General features: G+C 45.9%; 9 protein-coding genes and 1 pseudogene. 8 read left to right on the top strand and 2 right to left on the bottom strand.

Translation table 11 applies throughout. From position 1 onward, the window contains the following. Positions 1–70: 70 nt before the first annotated feature. Together C7Y66_RS12285 and C7Y66_RS12280 are read right to left on the bottom strand one after the other, a co-directional pair. Positions 71–643, bottom strand: a complete 573-nt coding sequence (locus tag C7Y66_RS12285) for a Uma2 family endonuclease (RefSeq protein ID WP_106545789.1) — start codon at positions 641–643, stop codon at positions 71–73. Positions 644–842: 199 nt separating this feature from the next. Continuing rightward, a complete protein-coding gene (locus C7Y66_RS12280; protein WP_106545788.1) occupies positions 843–2225 on the bottom strand; it encodes a GTP-binding protein in 1383 nt (460 codons plus the stop codon). Between the two features lie 328 nt (positions 2226–2553). On the opposite strand from C7Y66_RS12280, the gene C7Y66_RS12275 reads away from it, so the two are divergent. The 8 genes and pseudogenes from C7Y66_RS12275 to C7Y66_RS32920 form a co-directional block, all read left to right on the top strand. Beyond that, complete coding sequence (locus tag C7Y66_RS12275) at positions 2554–2775, top strand: DUF4327 family protein (RefSeq protein WP_015156335.1); 222 nt, start codon at positions 2554–2556, stop codon at positions 2773–2775. A gap of 197 nt (positions 2776–2972) precedes the next feature. Next, a complete protein-coding gene (locus tag C7Y66_RS12270) occupies positions 2973–4004 on the top strand; it encodes a nitroreductase (RefSeq protein ID WP_106545787.1) in 1032 nt (343 codons plus the stop codon). Positions 4005–4010: 6 nt separating this feature from the next. After that, positions 4011–6380 (top strand): carbamoyltransferase HypF, encoded by a 2370-nt coding sequence (gene hypF / locus C7Y66_RS12265; RefSeq protein ID WP_106545786.1) that lies wholly within the window; start codon positions 4011–4013, stop codon positions 6378–6380. Between the two features lie 19 nt (positions 6381–6399). Then, on the top strand, positions 6400–6630 hold the full coding sequence (locus tag C7Y66_RS12260) for a HypC/HybG/HupF family hydrogenase formation chaperone (protein WP_106545785.1): 231 nt from the start codon (positions 6400–6402) through the stop codon (positions 6628–6630). Positions 6631–6748: 118 nt separating this feature from the next. Further along, entirely contained in the window at positions 6749–10495 is a 3747-nt protein-coding gene (gene nifJ, locus C7Y66_RS12255; protein WP_106545784.1) for a pyruvate:ferredoxin (flavodoxin) oxidoreductase, read from the top strand. Positions 10496–10540: 45 nt separating this feature from the next. After that, the gene (locus C7Y66_RS12250; RefSeq protein ID WP_106545783.1) at positions 10541–11572 is read left to right on the top strand and encodes a dihydroorotate dehydrogenase-like protein; all 1032 of its coding nucleotides are present in this window, start codon (positions 10541–10543) and stop codon (positions 11570–11572) included. Positions 11573–11690: 118 nt separating this feature from the next. After that, on the top strand, positions 11691–12764 hold the full coding sequence (locus C7Y66_RS12245; RefSeq protein WP_106545812.1) for an ATP-dependent 6-phosphofructokinase: 1074 nt from the start codon (positions 11691–11693) through the stop codon (positions 12762–12764). Between the two features lie 2 nt (positions 12765–12766). Then, a pseudogene (locus C7Y66_RS32920) lies at positions 12767–13169 on the top strand (hydrogenase formation protein HypD); the annotation flags it as partial.

The raw sequence follows: 13169 nt of genomic DNA, 5'->3' as shown, positions 1-13169 counted from the left end.
GTGATGGTCACTAAATCTCATGTTAAACCCTCAAGAGTCATTCATCTTCTGGTTTATGTATCCCATGCATTTACAAAATACCCTGTAAATTCAAAACGAACCCAGGTAGTACATCTTCTCCTGATAAGGTGGTGGGAGATAATAGCGCTTCTACTTCTCGTCCTTGACGATAAATCTCCACATATTGCTGTTTGGGGTCAATCAGCCAACCTAAGCGCACCCCATTTTCTATATACTCTCGCATCTTTGCCTGTAGGTCTTCGAGCAGATCGCTAGCCGACATCAGTTCGACAACAAAATCGGGGGCTAGAGGTAAAAACTTGTCTGGATTTGGATTTATTACTTCAATTCGATCTCGTCTCACCCATGCAGCGTCAGGAGAACGGATCGCTTTATTAGGTAGGATAAAACCTGTAGATGAGTCAAAGGCAATGCCTGTATTGTCACGTTCTGCCCAGATTTCTAGTCTTGTCGATATTTTAATATTACGGTTTCCAGTTCCCCAGCCCGTAGGTGGCATAATAATTATCTTTCCTGTTGCAGTGCGCTCAAACTTGAGATCCCGATTCTGTTGACAAAGCTGGAAAAATTGCTCGTCGGTCAAGTCGATTACTGAATGTAAGTCTAGGGCGATGGTATTCATATACACAATCTCGAAACAATAATCTATTGCAAAATTCTAAATTGCGATCGCATAGATCTGAGGGCGGGTTTGTCGATCGTTTTTGACTCCGACAAAGATTTCAGATAAAACCCGCCCCTACGATACATTTATCTGCATTCGCCTACATTTATTAGGCTGTTATACATTTTTGACTTTTAACTTTTAACTTTTGACTTGTTTAACTCAAATGCTGCCCCAACTCTAACCGCAAACGATACAAAATTGTATTTGGCTCGACTTGAGATAAGATTTCTTGAATGACGGTACTCGCACCAAATTGTCCCCAACTACAGCCTTTTTCTAAATACATTTGGGCGGCTTTTCCCACAGCATACGTACCGTAACCCGCAATTCCCCCTTGAGCGATCGCAGTTCCTGCAAATGCAGTAACATTAAACGGATTATCCCCAGAGGCGATCGCAGTCGCACTTTTACCCAATCCCATCAGCATTCCGCTACCTAATTCGCTCAATAGCAAACCACCGGAACTAAACAAAATTGTCCTCAACAATTTCGTAGCTTCAAACCCTGTCATTGGCAAATTATATAACTTAGCCAAAGCACGAATTAGAGCGAGATCGGCAACAAATCCGCCTAAAACGTCAAGTACAGCGATGGGGTTGAGTCCGACAGCTAAAGCTTTATATTTGGTATATTGCCAAATTAAATCTTCCGCCGCTTCATGAAGACGATCTAGAGTTTTACCTGCGATCGCCGCTTCTGCATCTTTGACTTGTAGTAAAGCATTTAAAGCAAGTAGCGATCGCCCTTCGCGATTGAGTACGTGTAAAATCTTTTGCTGTAACTCTGCAATTTGAGGTGGTGGTGTTTCCCACTCGTAAACAACTTGTCCATCGGGGTATTCTACTCGCACTTCTTCGGCTGCTGGTTCCGCCGCCACCATGACAATTTCATCGCTAGACAAAAGTTGCTGTAAGCGTCTTGCGGTTGGACTACCAGCCCCTAATTGTTGGAGATTTTTATAGATTGCTTCCCTGTCTGTTTCAGGATATAAATCAATTTTATTGAAGACTAAAATTAGCGGTTTTTGTGCTTGCCGTAGTTCGCAAAGTGCTTGATATTCAGTACGGGTAATATCGCCAGCGACGACAAATAAAATTAAGTCAGCTTGTCGCGCTACATCCTTTGCCATTTGCGCCCTAGCTTGACCTTCAATTTCATCCAATCCTGGTGTATCGATTAATTCAATCTGTACTTTTCCACCTGGATTCCAACGCACGGAACGGGGATATTGAGTCACACCGTGTAGGGGACCCGTGGGTAAAATTTTCTGCCCGACTAAGGCATTGAGAACCGCTGATTTGCCTCGACTCACCAATCCAAAAGCAGCGATACAAATGACATTCGTTTCTAATTTATTCAGCGTGGAAGTTAGGACTTCCAAATCTGGTTTAACCAGCCCAGCTAATTCAAGCTTTGCAGGTTGTGGATTGGGTTTACGCAGATGCCCATACCAAGATAGCGCTTGGCGGATACTTGCACGAGCGCGGTTGAGGTGAGATTCTTGGAGATCGATTCGCTTGGCTTGAGATTGAGTCAAGGTTGAGAGACTGCGGCAGGGTACAGATTTACTCTAGTGCGATCGCAGTTGGAATGGCAAATCGAACGGTTACACAAGGCGGATTTTGTCTGTTTGGTTCTGCATGAATCCTCAAACGGTCTGGGAGAACGTTGAGTTACTCACAATTTCCTCAAATTTGCTTGCTAAGTTAAACCTATAACCAAACAAGATATGGTTTAAACCAACCTGATGCTATAGCAATTCCCAAGGGTTCTTACATCTTGGATGTTAGCTGTTGACTGTTGATTGCTGAGTGTTAACTGTTAATCATTAACCGTTAACTCCTACTAGGTAGAAGGTAATTTGTATGAAAACATCAGTTAAGTACGACATCAATGCTATCAAAGACGAAGCTCGTCAACTCGTTGATAAAGGACTGGTTGACCGTCACCAACCAATTTATGCTTTGTGCAAATACATCCCAGGTCGTGAGTGGGTTTGTGTAGAAATTGAGCTAGAGGAAAATGATTTTTTGCTTAGGGATCGAATCATCGATTTATTAGGTCGTGAAGATTGGCAAGAAGACTAGAAAAGTCAAAAGTCAAAAGTTAAAAGTCGGTTCGATTAATACTTTTAGTATTAGTTTGAAAAGAGTTTGAATAGTTTTTTGAGATAGTTTAGAGACGAGTCGAATATAAAATCGACGTTGTAAACAGCAATAATTTATATTGCTAAAAAATAGTTAAGATTACCGAGCAAAATCATGAATGCTGCGAGGCGATCGCCATGTCTACAATATCCAATTTCTGGAACATTGAAGCAGCTGAATTTCCCCAATCTGGTACATATACAGAGCAGCTCAAGTTTCTTTTAAACTATGCATTGCTAGCTCCTTCTGGGCATAATACTCAACCTTGGAATTTTAAAATTCAAGATGAAGCGATCGCGCTCTATGCTGACCGGACTCGCGCTTTGCCTGTTGTCGATCCTCAAGACCGGGAATTAATTATCAGCTGCGGTACGGCATTACTTAATCTTCGGATTGCTCTACGTCACTTTGGTTATACGGGCAAAATCTCAACTTTTCCAGAACCCAGTCAACCAGACTTGTTGGCTACGATTCAGTTAGGCAAACCCACACAGGCTAGCGCTGACGAGCAAATGCTGTTTGAGGCAATTCCCCAAAGACACACAAATCGAAGGGATTATGAAAACCGGGATGTCCCCAAATCGATGCTGACATGGTTACAAGTAGATGCCGCTAGCGAAGGTGCGTGGTTGCACGTTGTGAAGGGAGATCTAACCCGTCAGGCGATCGCCGAATTAGTGGTACGAGGCGATCGCTGGCAAATGGCAAATCCCGACTTTCGCCGCGAATTAGCAGCTTGGATTCATCCAGGTAGCAGCTCCAGCCATGATGGTATACCTGGATATGCATATGGAGTGAATCAGTACTTAGATTTTGCTACACCTATTTTTGCTTGGGCAATGCGTACCCTCGATCTCGGAGATGCAATGGCTCATCATAACCGCCAACTCACAATCCAGTCTCCGGCAATTTTAGTGCTGGGTACAGAGCAAGATACTCCGAGAGATTGGCTGGCAGCGGGGCAAGCACTAGAGCGCGTACTGCTGCGAAGTCAAGCAGTAGGATTATCAGCATCCTTTTTAAATCAGCCGATTGAAGTGCCAACTTTGCGATCGCAACTGAGCAAATTAATCTACGCATCGGGCTATCCACAAATTCTGTTGCGTCTGGGTTTTGGTTCTGAGGTAAAACCAACAGCAAGGCGAAGAGTCGATGAAGTTTTGCTATAAGACAAAATGTCAATCCTAAAACAACGTTTACACGTAACTATTCGAGGTGCTGTACAGGGGGTAGGCTTTCGTCCGTTTATCTATAGACTGGCAACGGAATTAGGACTTGTAGGATGGGTGAATAATTCTGCCCAAGGGGTTTTGGTTGACGTAGAAGGCACTCAAGCGCAATTGCAGAATTTTTTATTACGCATCGAGCAACAAAAGCCACCTCGTTCGATAATTCAAAGTCTAGAATCGAAATTTCTCGCTCCCATAGGCTACCAGCAGTTTGAGATTCGCACCAGTACGGGTGGTGAGAAATCAGCAACAATATTACCCGACCTTGCCACTTGCTCGGATTGTCTGCGCGAAATTTTCAACAAAAGCGATCGCCGCTATGGTTATCCCTTCACCAACTGTACTAACTGCGGTCCCCGCTTTAGCATTATTGAGGCTTTGCCCTACGATCGCGCCAATACGACAATGAAAAAGTTTCAGATGTGCATTCATTGTCAGTCTGAGTATGAAAATCCATTAGATCGTCGCTTTCACGCCCAACCTAATGCCTGTCCTGAATGCGGACCCCAGCTGGAGTTATGGGAGCGAGATCGCAATGTTCTATCATTACATCATCAAGCATTGATTCAAGCTGCTGCATCGATTTGTCAAGGAAAGATCGTTGCTATCAAGGGTTTGGGCGGGTTTCATCTGGTAGTAGACGCACGTAACGAAGCAGCCGTGCAAAAACTGCGCCGTTGCAAGCAGCGAGAGGCAAAACCCCTAGCCCTGATGTATCCATCGCTGGAATCGATTCAAGTACACTGTCAAGTTTCAGAATTGGAAGCAAGCCTATTGCGATCGCCTCAAGCTCCAATTGTACTGCTGCAACGGAAGTTAGCATCTCATGCGATCGCCCCCTCAGTTGCTCCTGGCAATCCCTACTTGGGTGTGATGTTGCCTTACACTCCTCTACATCACCTACTCATGGCTGAGTTGGGTTTTCCGGTAGTTGCTACCAGTGGCAATTTAACAGATGAACCTATTTGTATTGATGAAAAAGAAGCACTGCAACGTCTGAGTAGCATTGCTGAAGTTTTCCTCGTCCATAACCGACCGATCGCCCGTCCTGTAGATGATTCTGTCGTGTGCGTGATGATGGGAAGAGAAATGGTTTTACGTCGCGCCCGTGGCTATGCACCTTTGTCGATTCAGGGAGCAGGGACGAGCTGGGATCTGGGAGCAGAGGAGCAACTACCAACTACCACACCCGACTCCCAACTCCTTAGTACGGGCGCACAGCAGTGCGCCCCTACCGACTCCCTTCTCGCAGTAGGGGCGCATCTCAAAAATACGATCGCGCTTTGTGTCAAAGAGCAAGTTTTTGTCAGTCAGCATATCGGAGATTTAGAAACAGTACCAGCTTTAAATGCTTTTGAACGGGCGATCGCGGATTTTCAACAACTTTATCAGACACAACCAGTGGCGATCGCCTGCGATCTTCATCCCGATTACCTCTCTACTCAATTTGCGCGTAATTCTGGGATGCCTGCGATTCCAGTACAACACCACTACGCTCACGTTCTCTCATGCATGGCTGAAAATAATTTAATTGGAATGCATGACTCTAAACCTGTCTTAGGTGTTGCTTGGGATGGCTCTGGTTATGGACTAGACGGTACAATTTGGGGCGGAGAATTTTTGCTCGTTACAAAAACATCATTTGAGCGAGTCGCCCATCTGCACACTTTTCGGCTGCCTGGGGGAGAAAAGGCGATTAAAGAGCCGAGACGAGTCGCAATTGGTTTGCTCTATGAGATTTTTGGAGACGAGGTGTTTGAGATGAAGCACCTAGTACCAGTACAAGCTTTTTGCGATCGCGAGTTGGGAATTTTGCAGACAATGCTGCAAAGAAATTTCAATACGCCAGTAACTTCTAGTATGGGACGGCTATTTGATGCGATCGCTTCAATTGTAGGATTGCGGCAACATACCCAGTTTGAAGGACAAGCAGCAATGGAACTAGAGTTTGCGATCGCCGGATTTGATCCTGACGAGTGCTATAGCTTTGAGATTTTGGCAACGTCATCGCCGGCGATCGTTGACTGGCTAACGATGGTGCGAGAAATCTTAGCAAATATCAGATGTGGTTTACCAGTCGGACAAATATCAGCCAAGTTTCACAATACGCTCGTTGAGGTCGTAGTTGCCATAGCAAAGTCTGTGGGTGAAGAAAACATTGTACTTACAGGCGGGTGTTTTCAAAATAAGTATTTAACTGAAAGAGCGATCGAACGATTGCAAGCAGAAAACTTTCGCCCTTACTGGCATCAACGCATTCCACCTAATGATGGGGGAATCGCGCTAGGACAAATTGTGGCAGCAACTTTTCATTAAGTAATAGGAAGGGACAGCCATGTGTTTAGCAGTTCCAGGAAAAATTATCAGTATTAATAACGAACAAGAACCATTGATGCAAACTGGAAAAGTTAGCTTTGGTGGAGTAATTAAAGAAGTCAGTCTTGCCTATGTTCCTGACGCAAAAGTAGATGACTATGTAATCGTTCATGTAGGTTTTGCTCTGAGCATTCTCGATCCACAAGAAGCAGAAAGTACGTTGAATTATTTACAAGAAATGCAAAATTGAGCGATCGTTGGTTCCCCTTCTATTCTCCTCACAGGTTCCTCAAGTTTTCCTTCTAACTTCAAGGTAGAGCCAAAACAGTCACTTGGTAATACTTTAGAAGCTTGCAAAGGTTGAAAAAATGAAAACAAAAACATTTGCAACCCTAGATGGTAATGAGGCAGTTGCTCAAGTTGCCTATCGCTTGAATGAAGTCATTGCCATTTACCCTATCACTCCCTCCTCGCCAATGGCTGAATGGGCTGATGCTTGGACAGCAGAAGGCAAAGCAAATATTTGGGGTAATGTTCCTGCCGTAGTCCAAATGCAGAGCGAGGGAGGTGTTGCTGGGGCGCTTCACGGTGCTTTACAGACAGGTTCGCTGACGACGACTTTCACAGCATCGCAGGGATTATTGTTGATGCTGCCAAATATGTACAAAATTGCCGGAGAACTGACACCGACAGTCTTTCACGTAGCAGCGCGATCGCTTGCCGCTCAAGCCCTCTCCATCTTCGGCGATCATAGTGATGTGATGGCAGCGCGGACAACAGGTTTTGCGATGTTGTGTGCCGCATCAGTCCAAGAAGCTCACGATTTTGCCCTCATCGCTACAAGAGCAACATTAGAATCGCGAATTCCTTTCCTACATTTCTTCGATGGCTTCCGCACCTCCCACGAAATTGCCAAAGTGGAAATGTTGACAGAAGATAACATGCGATCGCTCATCCCCGGCGAGCTAGTCTTTGCCCATCGCGATCGCGCTTTAACTCCCGATCGCCCAGTGATTCGGGGTACAGCCCAAAATCCCGACGTTTACTTTCAAGCTAGGGAAACTGTCAATCCTTACTATCTAGCTTGCCCAGACATTACCCAAAAGGTGATGGACGAGTTTGCCCACATGACGGGTAGACAATATCAATTATTTGAATACCACGGCGATCCAGCAGCAGAGAGAGTTATTGTCTTAATGGGTTCTGGTTGCGAAGCCGTCCACGAAACTGTAGATTACCTTAATGCTAGTGGCGAAAAAGTAGGAGTCGTCAAAGTCCGACTCTATCGCCCCTTTGATGCCAAAAGATTTGTAGAAGCGTTACCTGTAACAGTCAAAGCGATCGCAGTTTTAGACCGAACCAAAGAACCAGGCGCAGCAGGTGAGCCGTTGTATCAGGATGTTGTTACCACTGTGTGCGAGTATGCAGAGGGGCAGAGGAGACTAGGAGCAGACAAGGGAGACAAGGAAGCAATTCTAGCCACTAGTCACCAGCCACTAGCCACTTCCCCGACTCCCCAGATTATCGGTGGACGCTACGGCTTATCATCCAAAGAATTTACCCCAGCGATGGTTAAAGCAGTTTTCGATAACCTCGCGCTAGATCGACCTAAAAATCACTTTACCGTGGGCATCAACGATGATGTGACTCACACTAGTCTGCCATACGATCCTGAGTTTTCGATTGAATCAGAGCATGTAGTGCGAGCCATCTTTTATGGATTGGGTGCGGATGGAACTGTAGGAGCCAATAAGAATTCCATCAAAATTATTGGCGAACAGACAGAAAACTACGCTCAAGGCTATTTTGTCTACGATTCCAAAAAATCGGGTTCTGTGACAGTTTCTCATTTACGATTTGGAACGCAGCCGATTCGCTCCACGTATTTAGTCAATCGGGCTAACTTTGTTGCTTGTCATCAGTGGGAGTTTATCGAGAAATTCCCATTACTCAAAGAGATCGTCCCTGGTGGTACTTTCTTGCTCAACAGTCCCTACCCAGCAGATGAAGTTTGGAATTATTTACCGCGATCGCTCCAAGCTCAAATTATTCAAAAGCAGCTGAAATTTTATGTAATTAATGGCTACCAAGTTGCTCGCAACGCTGGAATGGGTGGCAGAATTAACACCGTTATGCAAGTTTGCTTCTTTGCTCTTTCTGGCGTGCTACCAAAAGATGAAGCGATCGCCCAAATTAAGCAATCTATCCGCAAAACCTACGGCAAGAAAGGCGATGAAATTGTCCAGATGAATATCCATGCAGTGGATGAAACCCTAGCACATCTCTATGAAGTTGATTATGGAGCGATGGTAAGAAGCAGTCAAGAAAACCAACTGCCAACTACCAACTACCAACTACCAATTCCCAATTCAGCCCCAGCTTTTGTCCGAGATGTTTTAGGAAAAATGATGGCGCGGGAGGGTGACGAGTTACCAGTGAGTGCCATGCCCGCAGACGGAACTTATCCCAGTGGAACATCGAAGTGGGAAAAACGCAATATTGCCCAGGAAATCCCAGTTTGGGATTCAGATTTATGCGTCCAGTGTGGTAAGTGCGTGATGGTGTGTCCCCACAGCGTAATTCGCAGTAAAGTTTACGAACCGCAGCAACTAGAAACTGCTCCAGCCACTTTTAAGAGTAGCAATGCTAGAGAGCATGATTGGCAAGGTTTAAAATTTACCATCCAAGTTGCACCGGAAGACTGTACGGGCTGTGGCATCTGCGTGGATGTTTGCCCAGCCAAAAACAAGTCACAACCAAAACTGAAAGCAATTAATATGCAGCCGCAGCAACCGTTGCGGGAAAAGGAAAGGGACAACTGGAATTTCTTTTTAAATCTTCCCAGTCCCGATCGCACTCAATTGAAACTGCATAAGATTAATCAGCAGCAAATGCAAGAGCCGTTATTTGAATTTTCTGGCGCTTGTGCGGGTTGCGGAGAAACACCCTATTTAAAACTAGTTAGTCAATTATTTGGCGATCGCGCCGTCATTGCCAACGCCACTGGTTGTTCTTCGATCTACGGTGGTAACTTACCCACTACACCTTGGACGCACAACGCCGAGGGGCGGGGTCCTGCTTGGTCTAATTCCTTATTTGAGGATAATGCCGAATTTGGCTTGGGTTTTCGCGTTGCGATCGACAAACACACAGAAATTGCTAGCGAATTACTCCGCCAGCTAGCACCAGCAGTAGGTGAAGAACTAGCAACAAGTATCCTCACTGCCGAACAACAGGATGAAGCAGATATCTACGAACAACGCCAAAGAGTTGAATTACTCAAACAAAAATTGGACGAATTATCAAATAGTCAGGGAACTGAGGGAGCTGAGGGAGCTGAGGGAGTTGAGGGAGCTGAGGAGGATGGGGGAGAAAATACCAATTACCAATTACCAACTACTAATTACCAATCTAAAATCCAAAATCTCAAATCACTTGCTGACTATTTAGTGAAAAAGAGCGTCTGGATTATTGGCGGTGATGGTTGGGCTTTTGATATTGGCTTTGGTGGACTCGACCACGTCCTGGCGAGCGGACGTAATGTGAATATCCTCGTTCTCGATACAGAGGTTTATTCCAACACTGGCGGGCAAATGTCTAAAGCTACCCCCAAGGGAGCAGTAGCTAAATTTGCTGCTGGTGGTAAACCCGCACCCAAAAAAGACTTGGGTTTAATTGCCATGACTTACGGAAATGTCTACGTTGCTAGCGTCGCAATGGGCGCAAGAGACGAGCATACACTTAGAGCCTTTTTAGAAGCTGAAGCTTACGAAGGTCCATCGTTGATTATTGCCTACAGCCATTGCATCGCCCACGGCATCAATATGGCAACAGCGATGCAAAATCAAAAGGCTGCGGTAGATTCAGGGCGCTGGCTGTTGTATCGTTTTAACCCTGACCGGATTCAGCAGGGAGAAAACCCGCTCCAACTTGATTCCCACGCTCCGAAACTCCCAGTAGAGCAATATATGTATCTGGAAAACCGCTTCAAGATGTTGACCAAGAGCAAGCCAGAAGCAGCTAAGCAGTTTCTAGCAGAGACACAGCAAGATGTCAATGCTCGTTGGCGCTTGTATGAATATCTAGCTGCGCGATCGCCTGAAACTATTGATTAGATCTCAAGTTCTTTTCCTAACTTCAAGGTTTTAGGAGGGAGACAAATGGACTTAACGACAACTTACATGGGGTTACAATTACGATCGCCCCTCGTACCTTCAGCCTCACCCCTTTCTGAAGATATCGACAATATCAAGCGAATGGAAGATGCGGGGGCGGCGGCTGTTGTGATGCATTCTCTATTTGAAGAACAATTACGCCAAGAGCGCTACGAACTGCACCATCACCTGACACATGGGACTGAAAGCTATCCTGAAGCTCTAACCTATTTCCCAGAATCGCACAGTTTTCGCGTCGGAGCGGAAGAATATCTAAACCATATTCAAAGGGCAAAGGAGAAAATCAATATTCCTCTCATTGCTAGCCTTAACGGTTCATCTGTCGGCGGTTGGACTAACTATGCCAGACAAATCCAGCAAGCAGGAGCAGACGGACTGGAATTGAATGTGTATTACGTCCCTACAGACATGGACTTGACAGGCGAACAGATCGAGCAAACCTACATTGAGATTTTGCAATCGGTCAAAGCCGCCGTGACAATTCCTGTAGCGATCAAACTCAGCCCGTATTTTACCAACATGGCAAATATGGCGCGACGTTTGGACAACGCAGGGGCAAATGCTCTCGTTTTGTTCAATCGCTTCTATCAGCCAGACATCAACCTCAAAACCCTAGAGGTTGAACCAAACGTGCTTTTAAGTACTCCGCAGTCCATGCGTTTACCGATGCGTTGGATTGCAATTCTCTACGATCGCATCAATGCTAGTTTGGCTGCAACGAGCGGCATCCACAAAGGGCAGGATGCCATCAAGTTGTTGATGGCAGGGGCTAACATCACGATGCTTTGTTCGGTGTTGCTACGGCACGGTATCGACCAGATCCGCGCGATCGAGCAGGAAATGCGTGAATGGATGATAGAACACGAGTATGAATCCGTGCGGCAACTACAAGGAAGCATGAGTCAGAAAAATTGCCCCGACAAGAGTGCCTTTGAACGCGCCCAATACATGCGATCGCTCCAAACCTACAAACCAGAATGGGAGCGAGTTTTCGATACATCTCATTATTTTGGATAAAGTCAAAAGTCAAAAGTCAAAAGTCAAAACTAATAACAACTATCCATCAATTACTACAAATGACAAATGAAAAATGACAAATGACGACCAACTACCAATTACCAACTACCAAAACCCTATGCAAAAACGAATTGGTATTTTGACCAGTGGCGGTGACTGCCCCGGGTTGAATTGTGCGATTCGGGCTGTTGTCAGCCATGCCAAGCTACAACACGATTGGGAAGTGCTAGGGATTCCTTACGCTACCCAAGGGTTATTGGAGCGCAAGACGACGTTACTCAATTTGCATGGCTTAGATTTACGCGGAATCGATCCTTTACTCAGTATGGGTGGCACGATTTTAGGATCGATTAATAAAGGAGACACGTTAGCTCATGCGAGTGAAATTATTGCTAGTTATCGGGCGTTGGCGTTAGATGCCTTAATTGCGATCGGTGGCGATGGTAGTCTCGCCATTCTCCACCAACTAGCTTGTCAAGGAAACTGGAATCTCATCGCGATTCCCAAGACAATCGATAACGATGTAGCACTTACGGAACGAGCAATCGGGTTTGATACGGCTGTTAATACGATTGTTGATGCTTTGAATCGTCTGACTTTTACAGCTGCCAGTCACGATCGCGTCATGGTTGTGGAAGTTATGGGACGGACAGCGGGACATTTGGCACTTCATGCTGGGATTGCAGGCGGAGCAGATTGTATTCTCATTCCCGAAATTCCTTACTCGATTGACGGAGTTTGCCATCAAATTAGCGAACTGCGCGATCGCTGGGGACGAAAATTTGCGATCGTTGTTGTTGCTGAAGGTGCTAAAACTGCTAACGATAGTTCTATTGCCGAAACACAAAATTTTGCCTCTCTAGAGTGCGGCATGGGACAGTACATTGCCAATCAAATCAAATCCCACAACACCCTTACCGATCGCCTTGACGTTCGGGTTTCGATCTTAGGGCATATTCAACGCGGTGGTATACCATCGGCTTTAGACCGCTTGAGTGCAACAGCTTTTGGTAAGGCAGCAGTAGATTTAATCGCGCGGGAACAATACGGTCAAATGGTGGCTTGGCAAAATGGACGAGTTGTAGATGTGCCGATCGCCGATGTTGTTGCTCGAAGTCCTTTGCCTGTAGCACCTGATAACTATCTCGTCCAAACCGCTCGCTGTATGGGGATTTACGTGGGGGATGGATGACAATGAAGTTCGTTGACGAATACCGAGATGCTGATGCTGCTGGGCAATACGCGCGGGCGATCGCTGCCATTACTACCCAAGCTTGGACAATTATGGAAATCTGCGGCGGTCAGACCCATTCTATTGTCAAATTTGGCATAGATGAACTTTTACCCCCAGAAATTACCTTAATTCACGGACCTGGTTGTCCCGTCTGCGTCACGCCTGTGGAATTCATCGATCGGGCGATCGCGATCGCAACGCAACCCGAAGTTATTTTCTGTTCGTTTGGAGATATGTTGCGTGTTCCAGGGAGCAGGGAGCAGGGAGCAGGGAGCAGAGGGGCAGAGGGGCAGGGGGGCAGAGGTGCAGGAGAGCAGGAACGAGACTTGCTGGCGGTTAAGGCAATGGGGGGAGATATTCGCA

It is taken from the genome of Chroococcidiopsis sp. CCALA 051 (genome assembly GCF_003015105.1).
Classification (GTDB): domain Bacteria; phylum Cyanobacteriota; class Cyanobacteriia; order Cyanobacteriales; family Chroococcidiopsidaceae; genus Chroococcidiopsis; species Chroococcidiopsis thermalis.
Note: the sequence above shows the minus strand (reverse complement) of the source record. Positions and strands in the feature narration are given on the sequence as shown.

Bases quoted from the DNA above. Each gene is read 5' to 3' on its own strand.
- C7Y66_RS12285 (WP_106545789.1), bottom strand. From the start codon at position 643: ATGAATACCATCGCCCTAGACTTACATTCAGTAATCGACTTGACCGAC.
- C7Y66_RS12270 (WP_106545787.1), top strand. From the start codon at position 2,973: ATGTCTACAATATCCAATTTCTGGAACATTGAAGCAGCTGAATTTCCC.
- hypF (WP_106545786.1), top strand. From the start codon at position 4,011: ATGTCAATCCTAAAACAACGTTTACACGTAACTATTCGAGGTGCTGTA.
- C7Y66_RS12275 (WP_015156335.1), top strand. From the start codon at position 2,554: ATGAAAACATCAGTTAAGTACGACATCAATGCTATCAAAGACGAAGCT.
- C7Y66_RS12250 (WP_106545783.1), top strand. From the start codon at position 10,541: ATGGACTTAACGACAACTTACATGGGGTTACAATTACGATCGCCCCTC.
- C7Y66_RS12245 (WP_106545812.1), top strand. From the start codon at position 11,691: ATGCAAAAACGAATTGGTATTTTGACCAGTGGCGGTGACTGCCCCGGG.
- nifJ (WP_106545784.1), top strand. From the start codon at position 6,749: ATGAAAACAAAAACATTTGCAACCCTAGATGGTAATGAGGCAGTTGCT.
- C7Y66_RS12260 (WP_106545785.1), top strand. From the start codon at position 6,400: ATGTGTTTAGCAGTTCCAGGAAAAATTATCAGTATTAATAACGAACAA.